This is a genomic window from Pannonibacter carbonis (assembly GCF_003012935.1).
In the GTDB taxonomy this organism is placed as follows: Bacteria; Pseudomonadota; Alphaproteobacteria; order Rhizobiales; family Stappiaceae; genus Pannonibacter; species Pannonibacter carbonis.
Genome location: NZ_PUDR01000007.1, coordinates 246,653 through 265,883, shown reverse-complemented (window position 1 = coordinate 265,883; position 19,231 = coordinate 246,653). Strand labels below are relative to the sequence as shown.

The 19,231-nt window shown below is 64.5% G+C and carries 19 protein-coding genes; 2 read left to right on the top strand and 17 right to left on the bottom strand.

From position 1 onward, the window contains the following. Positions 1 to 616: 616 nt before the first annotated feature. The 5 genes from C8348_RS12155 to C8348_RS12135 form a co-directional block, all read right to left on the bottom strand. On the bottom strand, positions 617 to 997 hold the full coding sequence (locus C8348_RS12155; protein ID WP_106753620.1) for a DUF6481 family protein: 381 nt from the start codon (positions 995 to 997) through the stop codon (positions 617 to 619). 142 nt (positions 998 to 1,139) lie between these two features. Next, positions 1,140 to 1,364, bottom strand: coding sequence for a hypothetical protein (locus tag C8348_RS12150; RefSeq protein WP_106753607.1), 225 nt, complete (start codon positions 1,362 to 1,364; stop codon positions 1,140 to 1,142). A 131-nt stretch (positions 1,365 to 1,495) separates the two neighbouring features. Beyond that, complete coding sequence (locus C8348_RS12145) at positions 1,496 to 1,705, bottom strand: cold-shock protein (protein ID WP_106753606.1); 210 nt, start codon at positions 1,703 to 1,705, stop codon at positions 1,496 to 1,498. 331 nt (positions 1,706 to 2,036) lie between these two features. Next, positions 2,037 to 2,483, bottom strand: a complete 447-nt coding sequence (locus C8348_RS12140) for a DUF2147 domain-containing protein (protein ID WP_106753605.1) — start codon at positions 2,481 to 2,483, stop codon at positions 2,037 to 2,039. A gap of 185 nt (positions 2,484 to 2,668) precedes the next feature. Next, positions 2,669 to 3,457 carry a siderophore-interacting protein gene (locus C8348_RS12135; RefSeq protein ID WP_106753604.1) on the bottom strand — a complete coding sequence of 263 codons (789 nt, stop codon included), beginning with the start codon at positions 3,455 to 3,457 and terminating at the stop codon, positions 2,669 to 2,671. Positions 3,458 to 3,680: 223 nt separating this feature from the next. Between C8348_RS12135 and C8348_RS12130 the strand changes: the two genes are divergently transcribed. After that, positions 3,681 to 4,100, top strand: coding sequence for a GNAT family N-acetyltransferase (locus C8348_RS12130; protein WP_106753603.1), 420 nt, complete (start codon positions 3,681 to 3,683; stop codon positions 4,098 to 4,100). 184 nt (positions 4,101 to 4,284) lie between these two features. On the opposite strand, the gene C8348_RS12125 is transcribed toward C8348_RS12130, so the two are convergent. The 8 genes from C8348_RS12125 to C8348_RS12090 all read right to left on the bottom strand — a co-directional run bounded on the left by C8348_RS12125 (position 4,285) and on the right by C8348_RS12090 (position 13,613). Further along, complete coding sequence (locus C8348_RS12125) at positions 4,285 to 5,424, bottom strand: anhydro-N-acetylmuramic acid kinase (protein WP_106753602.1); 1,140 nt, start codon at positions 5,422 to 5,424, stop codon at positions 4,285 to 4,287. After that, a complete protein-coding gene (locus tag C8348_RS12120; protein ID WP_106753601.1) occupies positions 5,424 to 6,449 on the bottom strand; it encodes a serine hydrolase domain-containing protein in 1,026 nt (341 codons plus the stop codon). Before C8348_RS12120 ends, C8348_RS12125 begins: the two co-directional genes overlap by 1 nt. 21 nt (positions 6,450 to 6,470) lie before the next feature. After that, positions 6,471 to 8,213: an ABC transporter ATP-binding protein gene (locus C8348_RS12115; RefSeq protein ID WP_106753600.1), complete on the bottom strand. Its 1,743-nt coding sequence runs from the start codon at positions 8,211 to 8,213 to the stop codon at positions 6,471 to 6,473. Then, positions 8,210 to 9,049 carry an ABC transporter permease gene (locus C8348_RS12110; protein WP_106753599.1) on the bottom strand — a complete coding sequence of 280 codons (840 nt, stop codon included), beginning with the start codon at positions 9,047 to 9,049 and terminating at the stop codon, positions 8,210 to 8,212. Before C8348_RS12110 ends, C8348_RS12115 begins: the two co-directional genes overlap by 4 nt. Further along, positions 9,049 to 10,008 carry an ABC transporter permease gene (locus C8348_RS12105; protein WP_106753598.1) on the bottom strand — a complete coding sequence of 320 codons (960 nt, stop codon included), beginning with the start codon at positions 10,006 to 10,008 and terminating at the stop codon, positions 9,049 to 9,051. Before C8348_RS12105 ends, C8348_RS12110 begins: the two co-directional genes overlap by 1 nt. A 34-nt stretch (positions 10,009 to 10,042) precedes the next feature. Beyond that, complete coding sequence (locus C8348_RS12100; RefSeq protein ID WP_106753619.1) at positions 10,043 to 11,515, bottom strand: ABC transporter substrate-binding protein; 1,473 nt, start codon at positions 11,513 to 11,515, stop codon at positions 10,043 to 10,045. Positions 11,516 to 11,618: 103 nt separating this feature from the next. Then, positions 11,619 to 12,551, bottom strand: coding sequence for an N-acetylmuramic acid 6-phosphate etherase (gene murQ, locus C8348_RS12095; protein WP_106753597.1), 933 nt, complete (start codon positions 12,549 to 12,551; stop codon positions 11,619 to 11,621). A gap of 177 nt (positions 12,552 to 12,728) precedes the next feature. Continuing rightward, on the bottom strand, positions 12,729 to 13,613 hold the full coding sequence (locus C8348_RS12090) for a glucosamine kinase nucleotide-binding domain-containing protein (protein WP_106753596.1): 885 nt from the start codon (positions 13,611 to 13,613) through the stop codon (positions 12,729 to 12,731). Between the two features lie 194 nt (positions 13,614 to 13,807). Between C8348_RS12090 and C8348_RS12085 the strand changes: the two genes are divergently transcribed. Further along, positions 13,808 to 14,656: a MurR/RpiR family transcriptional regulator gene (locus tag C8348_RS12085; RefSeq protein ID WP_106753595.1), complete on the top strand. Its 849-nt coding sequence runs from the start codon at positions 13,808 to 13,810 to the stop codon at positions 14,654 to 14,656. A 327-nt stretch (positions 14,657 to 14,983) separates the two neighbouring features. Here C8348_RS12085 and C8348_RS12080 read toward each other — a convergent pair whose 3' ends face one another. From C8348_RS12080 to C8348_RS12065, 4 genes are all read right to left on the bottom strand, one after another. After that, on the bottom strand, positions 14,984 to 15,847 hold the full coding sequence (locus C8348_RS12080; protein ID WP_106753594.1) for a carbohydrate ABC transporter permease: 864 nt from the start codon (positions 15,845 to 15,847) through the stop codon (positions 14,984 to 14,986). Beyond that, positions 15,844 to 16,764: a carbohydrate ABC transporter permease gene (locus C8348_RS12075; RefSeq protein WP_106753593.1), complete on the bottom strand. Its 921-nt coding sequence runs from the start codon at positions 16,762 to 16,764 to the stop codon at positions 15,844 to 15,846. The genes C8348_RS12080 and C8348_RS12075 overlap by 4 nt, the downstream gene beginning before the upstream one ends. A gap of 71 nt (positions 16,765 to 16,835) precedes the next feature. Continuing rightward, positions 16,836 to 18,074, bottom strand: a complete 1,239-nt coding sequence (locus C8348_RS12070) for an extracellular solute-binding protein (protein ID WP_106753592.1) — start codon at positions 18,072 to 18,074, stop codon at positions 16,836 to 16,838. A gap of 79 nt (positions 18,075 to 18,153) precedes the next feature. Next, positions 18,154 to 19,224: an ABC transporter ATP-binding protein gene (locus C8348_RS12065; protein WP_106753591.1), complete on the bottom strand. Its 1,071-nt coding sequence runs from the start codon at positions 19,222 to 19,224 to the stop codon at positions 18,154 to 18,156. Between the last annotated feature and the right edge of the window lie 7 nt (positions 19,225 to 19,231).

Sequence of the window (19,231 nt, the reverse complement as noted above, 5' to 3'; positions counted from 1 at the left end):
CCTCCTCGCGTCCCCAGTCACGTAGGGGAGAGGGCGCAGGGCTGTCGCAAATGTCGCCAGACGGTTCTCGAGGCCTCTCAGCTCCCCTCCCCCGCGTGGGGAGGGGCCGGGGGTGGGGGGCACGGCGACCGTTTGATCGCAAACCGCGTTAAACATGTCCAGTCAGGAACGCAGCGTACCTGGATCGTAGCCTGTTCCCCCCACCCCCAAACCCCTCCCCACGAGGGGGAGGGGAGCTGAGAGGCTCCGAATGGGAAACAGTTCCGGGTGCAGTCGTTCGCATCGCGCATGTCCTGGACATCATAAGCGAAAACCCTCCCCACGAGGGGGGCGGTTGGACATGTCGCCATGGAAGCTCTGTGAAGGCACCGAGCCCCAGTTTGAGCCCGTGTCTGAGGTCATCTGCGACGGCGCCCTCAAAGTGGCAAGGGAGCAGGAACGCAGGGCATGTGGAAGAACGTGCCAGGCAGGCGCCACCAGCACGCCGCGTTCCGCCTTATCGCGAACTCAAGGTCCCCGAAAAGGTTCAGTCACTTTTTCTGACAGCTCGGTGCGCGACGCCCCTCCATGCTCGTGCCGGAGTTGTTCCGGGACAAGCTGGATGCAAGCCAGGCTGTCAGCGCTGGCGTGCCTTGCGGTTGGCATAGCGGCGGTCGCGCTCGGCCTTGCGGGCAGCTTCATCTTCGACCACGCGCGTGGCCCGGTCCATGTTGGCCTTCTCGCGCGCTTCGCTCTCTTCGCGCGCGGCAGCATCGGCTGCGGCCTGCAAGGCGGCAGCTTCCGCGCGGACACGCTCCAGTTCGTCGGCTTTTGCCTGTTCACGCTCTGCGCGGCGTTGGTCGCGGGCGGTGGCGACGGCCAGGCGCTCGGCCTGCTTGGCAAGGCGTGTCGGTTCGGCAGCTTCCCTGGCGGCGCGATGGGCCTCGACAAGCTTCAGTCTTGCGTCGGCGGCCGCGCTGCTGCGGTCAGAAAAGTCGCTGCTTCTGGTTTTCTTCAAAGGAACAATCCGGATCAAGTGGTTCATCCCGGAGCCTGACGCGCCTGGCGCATCGGGCCCGGGTTCTGCGCCATGGGGCGCCTGGGCGATATCAAGGCGGGATGCCGAAGGCATCTGGACGCCGTGATCTGAGGTCGAAGGGTCAGGACTTCAGGGGTTTCCTCGGCGCGGGTGCAAGAGCAGCCATCGCGCGGTCCTCGAGTTCCTTGGCCATGCGGGCCTTCTTCAGTTCCATTGTCTTTTCGTTGCGCGCCTGGACGATGAGATCGATTTCCTCAACGGCACGGCTTCGCGCCCGCGCGCCGGTCTGTGCCTTGGCGAAGGCGATCTCGGCCTGCTGGCGAAGCTTGCTTTGCTTTTCGGTCATGATGATCCCTTTCAAACGGCATGGAGCGGCGAAGGACAATAAAAAAGGTCAGGCGAGTGGCCTGACCTTTAATGGTGTCATGCTTTCAACAGTGCCAGTACATCCGTGGTCAAAGGAAAGCAGATCCCTGATTAGGCAGCCTGGATATTGCAGGCCGACATCTTGCCCGACTTGTTGTCGCGCTCCATGTCGTAGCTAACCTTCTGGCCTTCGATGATTTCACGCATGCCGCTGCGCTCGACAGCCGAGATATGCACGAATGCATCCGGACCGCCATCGTCAGGCTGAATGAAGCCGAAGCCCTTGGTGGAGTTGAACCATTTTACGGTGCCAGTGGTCATGACGAACCCTTTCATAGCAGTGTGGAGGCCATACCGCAGATGCGATACGGAGTGAGGTAGCGATTTTGAAAGGGAGATACGTTTGGAACGCGGTGCCAATCGCGTAGAAACTAAAGCCCGGCAAACAAATATCGATGTCGGAAAAATAGTGACAAATATCCCTTTTGTCAAGCTGCTGTTTTCACTGTAGCCATGCATTCTCTGGCTTAAAGAATAATTTGAACAATATTTTCGGCTGGACTCGCAAGTTTTCAAGGAATTTTGGAAATCGCATGCTTTCGTCGATCAGGTCGGCACCTTGGTGTCGACCTGATCTTTGTGTTGGCGGATGTTACTTCACTCGTGTCCAGGTCTCGCCCTTGCAGAGCAGTCCGCCCATGACGCAGCCTTCAAGCTTCATCTTGTCGTTGCCGTCCATCTGGATGAAGCCGGTGTAGGTTTCGCCATCCTCGGCGTTGTAGACCTTGCCCTTCCACTGGCCATTCTTGCCGGTCGGCTTCATGCCCAGCACGGTCTGGCTGCCGAGCAGGGGGCGCGAGCGTTTGGACGCGTCCGGGTTCTTGTCGTCGTTGCGCGGGTCTTTCAGCCAGACCAGCGTGCCGCAGATGGCATCGCCGCAAGGCGCCATCTTGATGCGCGATGTTCCGCTCGGCCGCGCCCATTCCCCTTTGGCATCTGCTGCCATCGCCGGAGCCACCGGTAGGCTCACGGCAAGGCCGGCTGCAAACAGAAAGGCAAGCCCAAGGCTGCGCCGGACCGCCTGATTGGATTGTGTCATGTCGTCTCCTCCCGAAAGGGATCTTTCCCTTAACGCAAACGGAAGGCTACGCCGTTTGATTTCGGCTGAAAAGTCGTGACGCAAGGGAAGGTCGACAGTTTGCGCTTTCGGGCCTGACGTTGCAGATGCCAACTGGCGGTGCTGTCGGTTGCCAGACCCGAAATGTGCCAACCGGCTCTTGCCGGTTACAGGTCCTTCGCCTGTCCGTCCGGTTCGCCGGCGACCCAGTAGCCGGCGGCGCGGAGCCAGGCGGTGGGTTGCGCGCGGCTTATCAGGAAATGGTCGCGCACCGCCCGGGCGACGCCGGCCTCGGCGGCAATCCAGACGAAGGTCGCCTTCGGCAGGTGCATCGCCTTCAGCCGCTCCAGGAACGGGGCCGGATCGGTCGGATCGCCGCGGTGGATCCACAGGGCCGTGTGGCTTGCTGCCGTCTCCAGCGGCTGCTCGTCGGCAGCCGAGGGCACGGCGACGAGGCTGGTCACCGTGACGCCGGCGGCCATTTCCTCGATACGGCGGCCGATCGAGGGCAGGGCGGTCTCATCGCCGATCAGCAGCCAGTGGTGGATCGGCCCGGAAATGACCAGCGAGCCGCGCGGCCCGCCGATCTTCGCTTCATCGCCCACCTTCACCGACAGCGCCCAGGCGGTCGCCGGGCCTGCCTCATGCAGGGCGAAGTCCAGCACCAGCTCCTGCCGGGCCGTGTCGTAGCGGCGCGGGGTGTAGTCGCGCATGGCCTCGCCGCCGCTGCCGTCCGGCACGAAGATCTTGACGTGGTCGCCGGGCGACAGGGAGACGAAGTCCGCCATGTCCGGACCGGTCAGGGTCAGACGCAGCATGTTCGGCGTCAGCCGCTCCACGGCCGAGACAGTCAGGACACGGCGGCGCAGCTCGTGGCGGTGGCGTTCGAGGATCGGGTCGCCGGACGGGGTAGGGGCCGAAGTTGTGACCGGAGTTGCAGTGGGCGTGTCGAGCATCGGGAGGGAGGTCCTTTGACGGGCGCGAGGGCCGGAAAATATTATGAGTTTTCTACTCAAGAAATTATCCGGCGACAAGCCCGGCAGCCGTCGCAACCTGTATCAAATCGAGTGTCACCCTTTGTCGGAAAAGGGCGACAGAATCGCCGTGTTTTGGCATGGTTTTGGCGCAAGTTGGCGCGTGCCGTTCCGGCGTCGCCAGACCCTCCCGGACTGCCCTGAAATGACCCTTTCCCTGACCGTCACCGACAGCGCCGATCCGGCGGATGTCGAGGCCATCGGCCGTGAACTCACCGCCTTCAACGACGCCGATGTCGGCCCGTCCGGCCGCCGTCCGGTCGTGGTGCTGGTGCGGGACGAGGCGGGAGCCCTGAAGGCCGGCGTGTCCGGCTACACCGCCTGGGGCTGGCTGTACGTGCAGTGGCTGTTCGTCTCGCCAGACCTGCGCGGCCAGCAAATGGCGGGGAAGATGCTCACCGCCGCCGAGGACGAGGCCCGCCGGCGCGGCTGCCATGGTGCCTTTATCGATACCTTCAACCCGGCCGCCGAAACAGCATACCGGCGACAAGGCTATGAGATCTTTGGCGAATTGCCCGACTTCCCGCCCGGCCGCCGCCGTCTCTTCCTGCAGAAAAAGCTGTGATCGGATGCGGCCCGCCCCTCTCCCCCCTTGAGGGGGAGATGCCCCCGTCAGGGGGCAGAGGGGGGTAATGGGAAGTTCGGCAAGCGCTGTGCCAGCGGATAGGCAGTCACCCCCCTCTGTCCGCTTCGCGGACATCTCCCCCTCAAGGGGGTAGAGGTAACATTCACCTTGAAAATCAGGACCTTCACGCCGCCAGAGGCTTCGGCTCCGCGATGCGGCCGCCGGGCATGGGGGCGGGGACGCCGGTGGTGGTGGGGAAGCTGATCGGCAGGCCGCGCAGGGTGCGCAGGGCAAGGAAGGCGAAGCATTCCGCCTCGATGGCATCGCCGCGCCAGCCGACGCTTTCGGCCGGGACTGCCATGACACCGGCGCGCTCGGCAAGGCGTTCCATGATCACAGGATTGCGCCGGCCGCCACCGCAGACGATGAGTTTTTCCGGGCGCACCGGCAGGAGATCCAGCGCCTTGCCGACCGCCGCCGCCGTGAAGGCCGCGAGCGTTGCCGCGCCGTTCTCGATCGTCAGCCCATCGGCCATCGCAGCGGTAAAGTCGAAGCGATCCAAGGACTTCGGATAGGGCGCGGTCATGTAGGGATGGGCCAGGAGCTTTGCCAGCCGCGCCTCGTCGACCTGTCCCGAACGGGCGATCAGCCCGTCCCGGTCCATCTCGCCCAGACCATGCTGCCGTATGAAATCATTGAGCGGCGCATTGGCCGGACCGGTGTCGAAGGCCACCACCTGGCCCTTGCCGTCGCTCCAGGTGACATTGGCAACGCCGCCCAGATTGAGCACCGCCGTCATCCCGTCCGAGCCCAGATCCTTCAGAAGCGCGGCATGGTAGCCGGCCGACAGCGGCGCGCCCTGGCCGCCGGCGGCGACATCGGCGCTGCGGAAGTCATAGACCACCCGCGTGCCCAGAAGATCGGCCATCAGGTGGCCGTCGCCAAGCTGGCGTGTCGCGCCGATCCGTCCAGCCTGCGGCGCGCGGTGCAGCACCGTCTGGCCGTGGAAGCCGACAGCGGCAATGTCCTGCATGGTCAAGCCGTTGGCCTCGACAAGCGTGCGCACGGCCGCCGACTGGCCCCGGGTCAGGACCTCCTCCGCCTCGCGGAAGATGGCCGGCTCCGGCCCCTCGAAATTCCACGCCCGCGCCTCGTCCAGCGTCCGTTCAAGAAGCCGGCGGGTGCTGTCCGGATAGGGGCTCAGCGTGTAGGCGCCGAAGGCCTCGATGGTCTCGCCATTGGTCTTCAACAGCGCCACGTCGATGTTGCCATCCAGCACGGTGCCGGTCATCAGGCCCACGGCCCATTGCGGTTGGTCGAGCATCAGGACTGCTCCTCGTTGCAGAAGAAACGATCACCGACAGCGCGGCGCAAGGCCATGATTCCGCTGTCGAAATGGCGAGAGGGGTGGACCCGGTTGGTGAGCAGGGTGATGGCCCGGCCTGTGAGAAAGTCGATCCAGAGCCCGGTGCCGGTGAAGCCCGTGTGGCCGATGACGCTGGCGTTGGCCCTGTCGCCGCCGGACCAGCCCGGATAGGGCCGCTCCCACCCGTGGGTGCGGGTGGGCGACAGGGGCTGACGCATCAGCCGGGTGACCGGATCGCCGGTCTTGTCGCCAGAAAGCCGGTCGTGGGCAAAGCCGAGCACCGCATCGACCGTGCCGAAAAGCCCTGCGTGGCCAGCCCCTTGCAGGGCGGAGCAGTTCTCGTCATGCACCTCGCCGACGAGGAAACGCTCGCGCCAGTGGCAATACTCGGTTGCCGCGGATGTGGCCTCCGGCGCGGACCAGGCAAAGCCCGGACCTGGGTCGAGGTCGCGGATCCGCGCGCCCGCCAGCCGTTCCAGCACGATGCCGAGCAGGATGAAGTTGATGTCGGAATAGACCGGAGGTCCGGCGCGCCAGTCCCGCTGCATCACGAAGGCGCGCAGGCGCGCCGGATCGGAGCCGTAGGTGTAGACTGGTTCGACGGCCGGAAACGGCGTCTGATGTCCAAGGCATTGGCGGAAGGTCACTTTCCGCTGCCAGGCGGTCATGTCGTACTGACACAGGTCCGGCAGCAGCGTGGTCAGCGGCGCGTCCAGATCGATCTCACCGGCCTCCGCCAGTTCCAGGATGCGCCGCGTCGTGAAGATCACCTTGGTCAGCGAGGCGAGATCAAACCAGGTCTCGGTGGTCATCGGCCGGGCTGACGGGATCACCTGCGCCTTGCCGATAGCGCGGGTCAGCTGTGTGCCGTCCGCATCCACGGCGCCCAGCACCGCGCCCGGAATGCGGCCACTGCGGACGATCTCTGCAACGGGCTGGAACGCGCTTTCAAACAGGTCCGGGAGGCTGACTGTTCTTGTCATGGCGAAACGACCTCCACTGGCTCAGACTTCGGTTCGGGACAGATGATCCGGGCCATGGCTGACCCAGGCGGCGGGCGAAGGCTCGAAGCCGCGTGGCCGGACCAGCGAGGGCACCTGCCGCGTGTCGAGCGCATAGTCCAGCCGGCGCCGGTCGATGTGCGGCACCGCGTCGATCAGGCGGCGGGTATAGGAATGGCGGGGCGTGCCCAGCACGTCCGCCGCCCGGCCGATCTCCACCACCTGTCCCGCATAGAGCACGGCCACCCGGTGCGCGATGCGCTCGACCACGGCCATGTCATGGGAAACGAAGAGATAGGAAAGGCCGAACTCGCGCTGCAGATCAATGAGCAATTCCAGCACCTTGGCCTGAACGGACACATCCAGCGCCGAGACGGCTTCGTCAAGGACGACGACGGAAGGGTTCAGCATCAGGGCCCGGGCAATGCACAGGCGCTGGCGCTGGCCGCCGGAGAATTCATGCGGATAGCGCTTGAGACTGTCCTGCGGCAGGCCGACCCGGTCGAGCAGCAGGACCATGCGCTGGCGCACGGCCGCATCGACCCGGCGACCGGCTGCGGTGACGGGTTCGGCCAGAATGCTCTCGATGCTGAGGCGCGGGTTGAGCGAGGCATAGGGGTTCTGGAACACCATCTGCACCACATGGCCAGCGGTGCCATCCTTGCCGTGGACCGCCAGGGTGCCCCGGGTCGGCTGCACCAGACCGAGGATCGCGCGCGCGGTCGTGGACTTGCCGCAACCGCTTTCGCCGACCACCGCCAGCGTCTCGCCGGGCATCAGGTCGAAATCGACACCGTCGACGGCGTGGACCGCGCCGGGGGAGGGCTTCAGGAAGCCGCCGCGCATCGGGAAGCGCACCACGAGATCCTGAACATTCAGCGCAGGAACCGGCTTCACAGCCACGGCGCTGCGGTCGTGATCCGTGCGGACCGATCTGCCGGAGGTGAAATGCGGAACGGCGCTGAGCAGATGGCGGGTGTAAGGATGCTGCGGAGTGTCGAGAACGGCGTCGAGCGGCCCCTGTTCGACGGCTTCGCCGCCCTGCATGACGAGCACCTGATCGGCAATTCCGGCAACAAGACCAAGGTCATGGGTGATGAAGATCATGCCCATCCCGGTCTCGCGCTTCAGCTCGGCCAAGAGCGCCATGATCTGGGCCTGGACCGTCACGTCGAGCGCCGTGGTCGGTTCGTCGGCGATGAGCAGGCGCGGATTGCAGGCGAGCGCCATCGCGATCATCACCCGTTGCAGCATGCCGCCGGAGAACTGGTGCGGGCAGTAGGAAAGCCGCCGCTCGGCGTCCGAAATCCGCACCCGGTCAAGGGCGTCCTTCGCCGCCTTGCGGGCCTGCGCCCCCGTGAGGCCCCGGTGCAGGCGGAAGGCCTCTTCCACCTGCGTGCCGATGGTCAGGACCGGGTTGAGCGAGGTCATCGGCTCCTGGAAGATCATGCTGATCTCGGCGCCCCGGATCTCTTCCAGTGTGGTCTCCGGTGCGGTCACCAGATCAAGCACCGACCCGTCGGCCCGGGTGTAGAGGATCTCGCCGGAGGTGATGCGCCCGCCGCCATAATCAACGAGCCGGTTGACGGAGAGCGCGGTGACGGACTTGCCCGAGCCGCTTTCGCCGACGATGGCGAGGGTCTGGCCGGCCAGGATGTCGAAGCTGACCCCGTGGACGATTTCCTTCTGAACCGGCGGCTTGCCAAAGGCGACGCGCAGGTTCGAGACGCGGAGAAGCGAGGTCATGCCATGGCCCTCCGGGTCTTGGGATCGAGAATGTCGCGCAGGGCGTCGCCGGTGAGATTGAAGCCGAGAATGCCGATCATGATGGTGAGGCCCGGGAAGATGAGCAGCCAGGGCGCCATTTCCATAAGGTTGCGGGCATCGGCCAGCATGAGCCCGAGCGACGCGGCTGGCGGCTGGGTGCCGAGGCCGAGGAAGCTGAGGCCGGCTTCGGTGAGCAGCGACCAGGCCAGCGCTAGCGTGACCTGCACGGTCAGGGGCGCGACCAGGTTCAGCATCAGGTGGCGGGTCAGGATGTAGCGGCGGCTGGAGCCGAAGGTGCGGGCGGCGTCGACGAATTCGCGCGTCTTGATGGAGAGCGCGGGACCACGCACCACGCGGGTGAAGATCGGCGTGTAGACGATGGCGATGGCGGTGACGCTGGTCCAGGTGCCGGGGCCGGCGACGGCGATGATGAGAAGCGCGAGCAGGATCGCCGGGAAGGCGAGGAGCACGTCCATCGAGCGCATCACCACGCCATCCCAAAGGCGGCCAAACCAGGCGGCAGTGAGGCCCAGCACGGTGCCCAGCGTCGCGGCGATGCCGACCGCGAGGAAGCCGACGATGAAGGACTGGCCGATGGCCAGCATGACGCGGCTGGCGACATCGCGGCCGAACAGGTCCGTGCCCATCACATAGGTGAGGCTCGGCGGCTTGAGGCGGTCGAGCCGCATCTGCTTCAGCGGATCATGCGGGGTCAGGCCGAGCTGGCCGAGCAGGGCTGCCAGCAGGAAAAGCAGGATGATGCAGCCACCGATGCGGCCGCTGGGGTGGCGCAGGAGCGCCCGGACGAGTGACATCAATTGCCCCCGAGGCGGATGCGCGGGTCGAGCGCCACATAGGCGAGATCGACGAGCAGATTGACGAGAAGGAAGTTGAAGGCAATGAACAGGACGGTGCCCTGGACCAGCGCATAGTCACGCTGCAGGATCGCTTCCAGCACCAGCCGGCCAAGGCCGGGCAGGGCGTAGATCTGTTCCACCAGCACCGCGCCGCCGAGCAGATAGCCGAACTCGACGCCGCTCAGGGTCACAACCGGGATCAGGGCATTGGGCAGGGCATGGCGCCAGATGACACGGCGCGCCGGGGCGCCCTTGGCCCGTGCGGTGCGGACATAGTCGTCCGACAGCACATCCAGCATGGCCGAGCGCGAGATGCGCGTGACGGAGGCGGTGAAGGCAAAGCCGAGCGTGATGGCGGGAAGGATCATCTGGCCGAGATTGGTCAGCGGATCCTGCCACAGCGGCACGAACTGGCCCATGGCGGGCAACACGCCAAAGCCGACCGAGAGGAAATAGATCAGCAGCAGGCCGACGACGAAACTGGGGGTCGACTGGCCGATCATCGCCAGCACGCGGACGCCGAGGTCGGCCGCCTTGCCGTTTCGGGTGGCGGCGAAGACGCCGAGCGGCAGACCGGTTCCAAGGGCAATGACCATGGCCATCAGGGCCAGCTGCAGCGTCAGGGGGAACCGGTCGAGGATGACGTCGAGGACCGGCTTGCCGTAGGTGACCGAGAGGCCGAGATCGCCGGAGAGAACCCCGGCGATCCAGCGGGCGTATTGTGTGAACCAGCTCTGGTCGAGGCCGAAATAGCTGGCAAGGGCGGCCTTCTGTTCGGGCGTGAGCAGGCCGGCTTCCGTGCCGAGCATGGCCGTGATGGCATCGCCCGGCACGAGACGGATTGCGACGAAAACGAGGACGGAGACCCCAAACATCACCAGGGGGAAGGTCAGGAGCCTTCGGGTCAGGTAGTTCATGGACAGTCCGTCCTCGTCTTGATCGTCGTGCGGCTTACGGCTTCAGGGTGACCGTGGTCAGGCCGAAGAGCGAACCGGTCGGCGAGGACACGAAGCCGTCCACGGTCTTCTGCTGACCGGTGTAGGTGTAGCCGGTGTAGAGCCAGATCCAGGGCGCCATTTCGGTCAGGTGCTTCTCGAACTCGGCGAAGATCACCTTGCGCTTGGCAAGATCGGTCTCGACGCGGCCCTGCTGCATCAGGCTGTCGAGCGTGTCATCGATGTAGTTGGCAACCTTCTGCAGGTTTCCAGCCTTGGTCCAGTAGCGGTTGTACATGGTGTAGGGGTCGGAACGGCCACCGTTCAGGGCAACGGCCATGTCGAAATCACCCTTCAGCCAGGTGTCGACATAGACATTCAGCTCCATCATCTTGATGTCGAGATTGATGCCGATTTCCTTCAGCTGTGCCTGCAGCACCTGGGCTTCAGCTGCGGCCGTGGCCGGCTCGCCGGTGGCGACGATCACGGTGGCCGAGAAGCCGTCAGCCTTGCCAGCTTCCGCCATCAGGGCCTTTGCCTTGGCGACGTCCTGCTGGTAGCAGAAGAACGTCTCCGGGTCGGACTGGTAGGCCGGCATGGTCAGCGGACCGGTGATGCGGCCTTCGCCGAGCAGGGCGGTGTCCAGCACTTCCTGGCGGTTGACGGCGCAGGAGATGGCCTGGCGCACTTTCAGCTCGTTCATCGGCGCACGCGACGGGTTGAGCTGCAGCACGTGATAGGCAAGCACCGGCGTGCGGTTCAGCGTCAGGCTTGCCTCGTTCGGCACCAGCGTGGCAACGAGCGGGTCGTTGATCAGGGCAAAGTCGATCTGCTTGGCGCGCAGCGAGGCGAGGATGGCGGTCTCGTCCGGCAGCACGGAGATGTCGATGCCGTCATAGGCGACCTTGCCGCCAGCCCAGTCCTTGTTGGTGGACAGGATTTCCTTCGCGTTGGGTTCCCACTTGTCGAGCTTGAACGGGCCCGAGCCAACGGCGCTGGTGCCGATGGAGCCCGCTTCGATCTCACTTGCAGGGACGACGGCGGCGTTGATGCCGGCCATCGCGGCCAACAGCGGCACGTCGGGCTGTGACAGGTTGAAGACGACGGTCACATCGTCTGGCGTGTCGATGCTGGCGATCGACAGGAAGTTGGCGCGGGCCGCCGCACCGGTCTTCTCGTCCAGGAGGCGCTCGAACGAGGCCTTCACGTCGGCTGGGGTGACCTTGGCGCCGTTGTGGAACTTCGCATTGGGGTTCAGCTTGAAGGTGAGCTTGGTGCCATTGTCGGCGAAGGCCCAGCTGTCGGCCAGCGCCGGCACGATCTCCAGCTTGTCGTCGAGACGAACCAGCGGCTCATAGATGAGCTCGAGCAGGCGGATCGAGGAAAAGGCCGTCTGCTTGTGCGGGTCAAGGCCCGTGGCATCCTGCGACCAGGCCATGCGCAAGGTGGCGGCGCTGGCGGCGGTGGCAAAGGCGGTGGTGCCCAGCATCGCGGCCAGCGCGATGGTGGAAATGATCTTCCCTGCAGTCTTCAGCTTCACGATGGACCTCCCTGGTCTCGCGGTCGGTTGACTTCCATGCCGTTCGGTCGGCTTACCCCTCCGGGTTGACCCCGGTTTCGTTGATGGCGCGGCGCAAGAACCCGCCGGCGCGCGCCAGCGCCATGCGGGCATCGTCGAGGCTCAATCCCGTCAGTGCAATCAGGATCGCCAGTTTGACGTCGTTTTCCGTCGCATCGAGATAGGCCCGGGCCTCCTCGAGCGTGCAGCCGGTTGCTTCCATGACGATGCGCGAGGCGCGGGCATGGAGCTTCTGGTTGCTGACATTCAGATCTACCATCAGGTTTTGGTAGCTCTTGCCGATGCGGATCATGCTGGCGGTGGTCAGCATGTTGAGCACCAGCTTCTGCGCGGTGCCAGACTTCATGCGGGTCGAGCCGGTCAGGATTTCCGGGCCGACGACAGGCGAGATGGCAATGTCGGCCATGCCGGCGATGGTGGAATTGGGATTGCAGGTCAGCGAGACGGTGGTCGCGCCCAGCTCTCTGGCGTGGTCGAGCGCACCGATCACGAACGGGGTGCGCCCGCTGACCGCGATGCCGACGATCACGTCCCTTGCCGAGGCTCCAACCGATTGTAGCATGGCGCGGCCGGCTGCCGGATCATCTTCAGCGCCTTCGACCGGATGCCTGAGGGCATGGTCGCCGCCGGCAATCAGGCCGACGACCATGCCTTCGGGCACCGAAAAGGTGGGCGGGCATTCGGAGGCGTCGAGCACACCAAGCCGGCCGCTGGTGCCGGCCCCGATGTAGATCAGGCGCCCGCCCGCCTGAAACGCCTCGACGATCCGGTCTACGGCGCGGGTGATGGCGGGCAGCTCGCGGGCAACGGCCTCCGGTACGACCCGGTCCTCGGCATTGATGGCCGCCAGAAGCTCGGCTGTGGGCAGCAGGTCGATCTGCATCGTGCGCGGATTGCGGGATTCCGAAACCAGCTTCTCCAGTTCGGAAATGAGCACCTGTTCCATCCGGGCCTCTTGGGTCTTAAGGGGTGTTAAGAAGTTAGAATTAAATATTCCTGATGTCAAACATGAATGGAATTTACTATTCCGGACGACCCAGGCGTCCACAGCTCTCCGCCTGTACCGGCTTGAACCGGCCGGAGCGGGAATGGAACGGGAATGGAAAGGCAGTGCGGAGTGGGGTCAGAGCGTGAGCGCTGCCGGGGACCGGGCGAGGAAAAGCGCGCCGGAAACCGCGTCGCCGTCGGCCGGCTTCAGGCGGCGGCGGACATCGGGGGCAATCCAGGGCTCCAGCGGCTTCCCAAGGCCGCCGAGCAGGGTGAGTTGATCCGCGCCCCGGGCGAAAAGGGCCCGCGCCAGTCCGTCAATGGCTTCCGCGCCAGACCGGATGATCGCACGGGCGGCGGCATCGCCCTGATCGGCGTGGGTGAGGACGTCTGGCGCAAGCGTCGCGTAATCGGTGGCGCTTGCCTTGTCCATCCAGCCGATGATTTCCATCGGATCGCGGTTGAAGCGGACAAGCAGGGCGGTCAGCAGTGGTGTTTCCTCAATGCGGCCATCATAGGCACGCAGCGCCTGCTGCAGGGCCTTGAGACCGAGGTCAGCGCCGCTGCCCTCGTCCGAGACGGGAAAGCCATAGCCGCCGACGCGCACGTGCACGCCCGCAAGGAAGCCCACGCCGATGGAGCCGGTGCCGACGATGACGATGGCACCGTCCTGGCCGGAGTGCGCGCCGAGACAGGCGGCGGCTGCGTCGCTGATGAAGCGCCGGCTGTTGAAGGGATTGGGCAGGGCGTTGAGTGCGTCCAGCGCGCCGCGCCGGCTGAGACCCGCCAGACCGATGCCGGCATCGATGCGGGACAGGTCTTCTGGCCCAAGGTCCGCCTGATCCGCTGCCGCCCGTGCCGCTGTCTCGATCGAGGCCCAGGCCTCGGCGATGCCAATGCGGGTGGTGGCCGGCCCGGACTTGCCTTCGCCGAGGACCTGGCCGCCCGCGTCAACGATGCGCGCGCGGCAGCCCGTACCTCCGCCATCCACACCCAGGAATAACTGTGCCTTGTCGCTCATCACGCCGCCCGGTTTCGCACTTGCAGAATCTTCCCCGAGGAAGTGCGTGCATCATTCCATTTCCGTAAAAAATTTGGAATAATAAATTCCAATCTGCTATGCGGGTTTCGTTACGGCAATTCGGGCCGGGGCTACGTGGGCTCTGTTCCGCTTCTCCAGGCCAGCCGTCCTCCGCGAAAAAAGGGTTCGCGCGCATGTCCGTGCTCAAGATCATCACTGCCAAGCTCGGGTCCATGACCTCGGCCGACCGGCAGATTGGCGAGTTCATCGTTGAACGACCGGACGAGATGCTCGCGATGTCTTCGGCCGCGCTGGCGGAGGCGACCGGACGCAGCCAGTCGAGCGTGGTGAAGTTCAGCCAGAAGCTTGGCTATGCCGGCTATCAGGAGCTGAAGCTGGCGGTGAGCAAGGCCAAGGCACAGGAATGGCAGGTGCCTCCCGGCATGATCCACTCGACCATCGAGGTCGGCGACGGCTATCTCACGATCCTGCAGAAACTGATCGCCAGCAAGGTCATGTCGATGCAGCAGACGGTGGCGGCCAATGACGAGCTGACGATAGGCCGCGCGCTGGAGGCCCTCGACGGTGCACGCCGGATCTTCATGGCTGGTGTCGGGGCCTCTTCGTTGGTGGCTCGGGATTTCTCCTATAAGCTGCTGAAGATCGGCCGTGTCGTCATCCATGACAGCGACAGCCATGTGCAGATCGCCAATGTGTCGACGCTGGACGCCCGCGATGTCCTCTTCGCGCTGTCTTACTCCGGCACAAGCCATGAGACGCTGAAGATTGCCCGCCTTGGACGTCAGCGCGGCGCGACGGTGATCACGTTGACGGGGCTGACGCCCAATCCCCTGTCTGAACTGGCCGATATTCGCCTTCATACGGTGGCCGACGAGGAGCGGGTGCGCTCGTCCGCGATCACCTCGCGCGACGCGCAGCTGACCATGACGGATCTCCTGTTCATCCTCCTGGTTCAGCGCCAGCCATCGGCGCAGGAGTTCATCCACGCCAGCGAGGATGCCGTGTCGGTGCTGAAACTTTAGGGCAGGAGGCGCAGTTTCCGCTGCGCCCCCTTGATCGGCAGGGCTATCGCCTATGAGGACTGGCTCATGTTCGATGTGTAGGACTGTGCCGAAACAGCTCAACCCTGTCGGAGCCTCTAAGCTTCCCTCCCCCTCGTGGGGAGGGGGGAGCGGACTTAAATTCTTACTACTTAGGTTTTTGACCAGGCTTACTTCAGACGCTTGATGACTTGACGGCCTCTCGTGCCCCCCACCCCTCACCCCTCCCCACGAGGGGGAGGGGGGCTGAGAGACCTCCAAGACCGTCTGGCTGCATATGCGACAGCCCTGCCTTGCAGAATGTGCCTGTCACTTCACCGCTCCGGCGGTCATGCCGTTGATGAACTGGCGCGACAGGATGATGTAGATAAGGATGATCGGGGCGGCCGACAGGGTCAGCCCGGCAAAGAGCACACCCCAGTCGGTGGTGTATTCCCCCATGAAGGTGGTGAGGCCCTGTGGCAGGGTCTTCAGGTGATCCGACTGGATGAAGATCAGCGGGAAGAAGAAGTCATTCCAGATCGGCACCACGTTCTGGATCCCGGCGATCACCATCGCTGGCCTGACCAAAGGCAGCATGATCGACCACATGATGCGGGCTTCGCTGGCCCCGTCCATGCGCGCGGCATCTTCCAGTTCGTTCGGCAGGGTGCGGATGAAGCCCGTCATGATGAAGACCGTCGTCGGCAGGCCCATGGCGACATAGATGATGACGAGCGCGGCCTGTGTGTTGAGGACGCCGAGATCGCGCATCAGCACGAACAGCGGAATGATCGCGAGCTTCAGCGGCAGGGTCAGCCCGGCAATGAAGAACATCAGCACGAAGCCCGAGCCGGTGAACTGGTAGCGGGCAATCGCATAGGCCGCCATCGTGCCCAGCGTCAGGATCAGCAGCAGCGACGTGCCGGTGACGATGGCCGAGTTGATCAGGTAGCGCAGGAAGTTCGTCTCGGTCCAGATCTTGGCGATGTTCGACAAGTTCGTGAAGTCGGGCAGGGCAAAGGGCGTCTGGAAGATTTCCGTGTTGGTCTTGAAGGCCGAGAAGATCATCAGGACGATCGGCGCCAGCATGATGAAGGTGTTGGCGATCAGGATGATCTGGATCAGCCCGTCGCGGCCCAGCCGTCCGATCATACCGGAGCGGTCGCTGTAAGCCATGGCGGAGGCGCTCATAGCTGGATCTCCCGTTTGCGCAGATACATGGTGAGGAAGCCGGCCACCACGGCGATGAAGAGGAAGATCAGCACGGCAAGCGCGCTGCCGGTGCCAAAGTCCTGCGCGCCGCCGGACTGGTTGCCGAAGGCGGTGCGATAGAAATAGAGGCCGAGCACATCCGTTGCGCCATGCGGCGAGCCATCAAGCCCGGCCATGACATAAGGCAGCTCGAACCAGTTGAAGGCCCCGACGAAGAGCAGGGTAAAGACAACCGTAGCGCTGGGCGCGACCAGCGGCCAGACGATCTTCGACACTTTCACCCATTCGCTCTGGGTTTCCATCCGCACCGCATCGAGGATCTCGCCTGGAATGCGCTGCATGCCGGCGAGGAACACGAGGGTGGGGAAGCCGACCATATGCCAGGCATTGGCGATGATCAGCGCCATCAGCGCGGTGGAATCATCGCCGAGCCAGGGCATGGCAAGGCCGCCGAGGCCGACGGCGCGCAGTGAAATGTTCACCACGCCGAAGATCGGGTGCAGGAACAGCTTGAACAGAAAGCCGACGATGATCGTCGACAGCACCACCGGCAGGAACACGGCGATGCGGTGAAACCGCGCGCCAGGCAGCTCGCGCCACAGGCAATAGGCCAGCACGAAGCCGATACCGTTCTGAAGCACCATCAGCGCGAAGAATACGAAGACGTTGTGCAGGAAGGCGTTGATGGTCCAGGTGGCATAGGGCTCCTGGAACAGCACCTTGTGGAAGTTGGCGAACCAGACGAACTCGCCCCGCGCCAGCCCCTTCCATTCGAAGAAGGCATAGGCGAAGGCCGACAGGATCGGATAGACGACAAACAGGGCAACGAAGGCCAGTGGCGGCACGATCAGGGCGGCGATCCAGAGCCTGCGGCCGGTGAGCGGCGATCCGAACATCTTGAAGGTCTCGTGGGGAAGGGGTGCCGGAAGGCGGCCCCGGGCGAAATCCCGCCCGGGGCCATGACGGATTACTTCTTGAACGGGGCGTACCAGTTGGCCAGACCCGTGGTCAGCGCGGTGCCGACCTCTGCCGGGGTTGCCTTGTCGGCCATCAGCTTCTGGACCTCACCCTGCAGCAGCACCGAGCCCGACGGCTCGCCGAAGCGGAAATGCACCAGCATGATGTAGGGAATGGCGTTCTTGTTGAGCTCTGCGACCTCGGCCAGCAGCGGATCGTCGAAGGTGACGCCCGGAACGGTCGAGATGTTGCGCAGGCCGTTGGCAAAGGCCTGGCCGAAATCCTTCGAGGCGACATAGTTCAGGAACTTCAGTGCCGCTTCCGGATGCTTGGTCTTGGCATTGGCGGCGTAGCCACCATCGATGAAGAGACCGACGAGGGCTTCATCTTCCGCTGACTTGCCCGGCGCTGCAAAGACGCCGAGTTTCAGGTCCGGGTTCTGCTTGGCGAAGTTGGCAAGCTCGAACGAGCCGCCGGCAAACATGCCGGCCATGCCGGATGTGAACAGTTGCTGCGATGAAGCGTAGTCGAGCCCGATGAAGCCGTCCGGGAAATAGGCCGAGATTTCCTTCAGCTTCGTCAGCGCCTCAATATAGCGCGGGTCGGTGAAGTCGGCCTTTCCGGCCATCAGGTCTTCATAGAAGCTCTTGCCCATGAACGAGGAGCCGAGCGCGGAGACGATGGTCTCGTTCTGCCATGCGGTGGCGGTGCCATTGGCAAAAGGCATCAGGCCGGCGGCCTTTAGCTTTTCGGCGGCGGCCTTCAGTTCGTCGAAGGTCTTGGGCTCGGCAATGCCGTTCTTGTCGAACAGGTCCTTGTTGTAGATCACCAGCATGGTCTGGCTGGCGAAGGGAACACCGTAGAGTGTCTTGTCGGAGCGCATCGTCTGGGCATTCAGCGCTGCCGGTGTGAACTCGGCGAGGGCCGGGATCTTGGTGCTGTCCAGCGGCATCAGGTGGCCTGCGCTGGCCACGGTCTCCAGTCCGCCATAGGCGCGCGACATGAACAGGTCAGGGCCGGTGCCGCCAGCCAGCGCCGTCGACAGGATGGTGTTGTAGTTCGCGGCCTCGAAGGCCTCGAACTTCACGGTGATGCCCGGGTTCTGCGCTTCGAAGGCGTCGATGAACTTCTCGTACTGGGCCTTGTCTTCCTGGCGCCAGCTCCAGAACGTCAGTTCCTGGGCCATGACGGGCAGGGCCATCAGCAGGGCGCCGAGCGCGGCTGTGGTGCGGATGAATGTCTTTCTCATCTGTTCCTCTCTTTTCGGTCTGCGTGCAGCGTGTTGGTGGGGCTTGCCGGCGACAGGGGTCTGCAACCGGGGCCCGGGGTCAGGCGGGCAGGCGCTCGCCTGATGTTCGGTGGAAGACATGCGCCTTGCCAGGCAAGAGATCGACGCGGACCTCGGACTCCGGCTCCGGCCGGGTGTCGGGGCTGCAGCGGATGCTGACGAGGGTGCCTTCATTGAGGCGGGCATAAACAAAGGCGTTGTCGCCGAGATATTCGGTGTAGACGACCTTGGCAGCAAGGCCGGTTGCAGCGTCCGCTGGCCGCAGGACCAGCCCGTCCGGTCGCACGCCGAGGGTGAGTTCGCGGTCGTCACCGGTGCGGATCTCGCCGATCTCGACGGATCCGGAGCCTTCGAGGCCGAGACGGTTCCCGTCGCGGGTCACCGGCAGCAGCGCCATGCGGGGAGAGCCGATGAAGGTTGCGACAAAGGTGTTGGCGGGGGTCTCGTAGAGTTCGCGCGGGGTGCCGAACTGTTCGATCCGCCCCTGGTTCATGACGACGATGCGGTCAGCCAGGGTCATCGCCTCGACCTGATCATGCGTGACATAGATCGTGGTGCCGCCGATGTCGCGGTGCAGCTTGGCGATCTCGAGCCGCACGTCGGAACGCAGTGCCGCATCGAGGTTCGATAGGGGCTCGTCCAGCAGCAGCAACTCGGGCTTGCGCACCAGGGCCCGGCCAATGGCGACGCGCTGGCGCTGGCCGCCGGAGAGTTCGCGCGGCTTGCGCTGCATCAAGGGTTCCAGCCGCAGCATGCGGGCGGCGTCGGCGATGCGCGTTTCGACCTCGGTCTTTGTCAGGCCCATCAGGCGCGCGCCGAAGGCCATGTTCTCGTAGACATCCATGTGCGGATAGAGCGCATAGGACTGGAACACCATGGCGATGCCGCGCCGCGACGGTGCCACATCATTCATGCGGCGGCCATTGAGCAGGAAATCGCCGTCGCTGATCGGGTCAAGCCCAGCGATGAGACGCAGCAGGGTTGACTTGCCGCAGCCTGAGGGGCCGACGAAGACAATCAGTTCGCCGTGGCTGATTTCCAGATCAATGCCATGCAGCACCTCCAGTGCCTTGAACCGCTTCCTGATGCCCCTGAGGGAGAGTTGCGCCATCTCGTCT

What these genes read in the sequence shown, in the direction of transcription:
- C8348_RS12150 (WP_106753607.1), bottom strand. Translation starts at nt 1,364, where the DNA reads ATGACCGAAAAGCAAAGCAAGCTTCGCCAGCAGGCCGAGATCGCCTTC.
- C8348_RS12145 (WP_106753606.1), bottom strand. Translation starts at nt 1,705, where the DNA reads ATGACCACTGGCACCGTAAAATGGTTCAACTCCACCAAGGGCTTCGGC.
- C8348_RS12140 (WP_106753605.1), bottom strand. Translation starts at nt 2,483, where the DNA reads ATGACACAATCCAATCAGGCGGTCCGGCGCAGCCTTGGGCTTGCCTTT.
- C8348_RS12135 (WP_106753604.1), bottom strand. Translation starts at nt 3,457, where the DNA reads ATGCTCGACACGCCCACTGCAACTCCGGTCACAACTTCGGCCCCTACC.
- C8348_RS12130 (WP_106753603.1), top strand. Translation starts at nt 3,681, where the DNA reads ATGACCCTTTCCCTGACCGTCACCGACAGCGCCGATCCGGCGGATGTC.
- C8348_RS12125 (WP_106753602.1), bottom strand. Translation starts at nt 5,424, where the DNA reads ATGCTCGACCAACCGCAATGGGCCGTGGGCCTGATGACCGGCACCGTG.
- C8348_RS12120 (WP_106753601.1), bottom strand. Translation starts at nt 6,449, where the DNA reads ATGACAAGAACAGTCAGCCTCCCGGACCTGTTTGAAAGCGCGTTCCAG.
- C8348_RS12115 (WP_106753600.1), bottom strand. Translation starts at nt 8,213, where the DNA reads ATGACCTCGCTTCTCCGCGTCTCGAACCTGCGCGTCGCCTTTGGCAAG.
- C8348_RS12110 (WP_106753599.1), bottom strand. Translation starts at nt 9,049, where the DNA reads ATGTCACTCGTCCGGGCGCTCCTGCGCCACCCCAGCGGCCGCATCGGT.
- C8348_RS12105 (WP_106753598.1), bottom strand. Translation starts at nt 10,008, where the DNA reads ATGAACTACCTGACCCGAAGGCTCCTGACCTTCCCCCTGGTGATGTTT.
- C8348_RS12100 (WP_106753619.1), bottom strand. Translation starts at nt 11,515, where the DNA reads ATGCTGGGCACCACCGCCTTTGCCACCGCCGCCAGCGCCGCCACCTTG.
- murQ (WP_106753597.1), bottom strand. Translation starts at nt 12,551, where the DNA reads ATGGAACAGGTGCTCATTTCCGAACTGGAGAAGCTGGTTTCGGAATCC.
- C8348_RS12090 (WP_106753596.1), bottom strand. Translation starts at nt 13,613, where the DNA reads ATGAGCGACAAGGCACAGTTATTCCTGGGTGTGGATGGCGGAGGTACG.
- C8348_RS12085 (WP_106753595.1), top strand. Translation starts at nt 13,808, where the DNA reads ATGTCCGTGCTCAAGATCATCACTGCCAAGCTCGGGTCCATGACCTCG.
- C8348_RS12080 (WP_106753594.1), bottom strand. Translation starts at nt 15,847, where the DNA reads ATGAGCGCCTCCGCCATGGCTTACAGCGACCGCTCCGGTATGATCGGA.
- C8348_RS12075 (WP_106753593.1), bottom strand. Translation starts at nt 16,764, where the DNA reads ATGTTCGGATCGCCGCTCACCGGCCGCAGGCTCTGGATCGCCGCCCTG.
- C8348_RS12070 (WP_106753592.1), bottom strand. Translation starts at nt 18,074, where the DNA reads ATGAGAAAGACATTCATCCGCACCACAGCCGCGCTCGGCGCCCTGCTG.
- C8348_RS12065 (WP_106753591.1), bottom strand. Translation starts at nt 19,224, where the DNA reads ATGGCGCAACTCTCCCTCAGGGGCATCAGGAAGCGGTTCAAGGCACTG.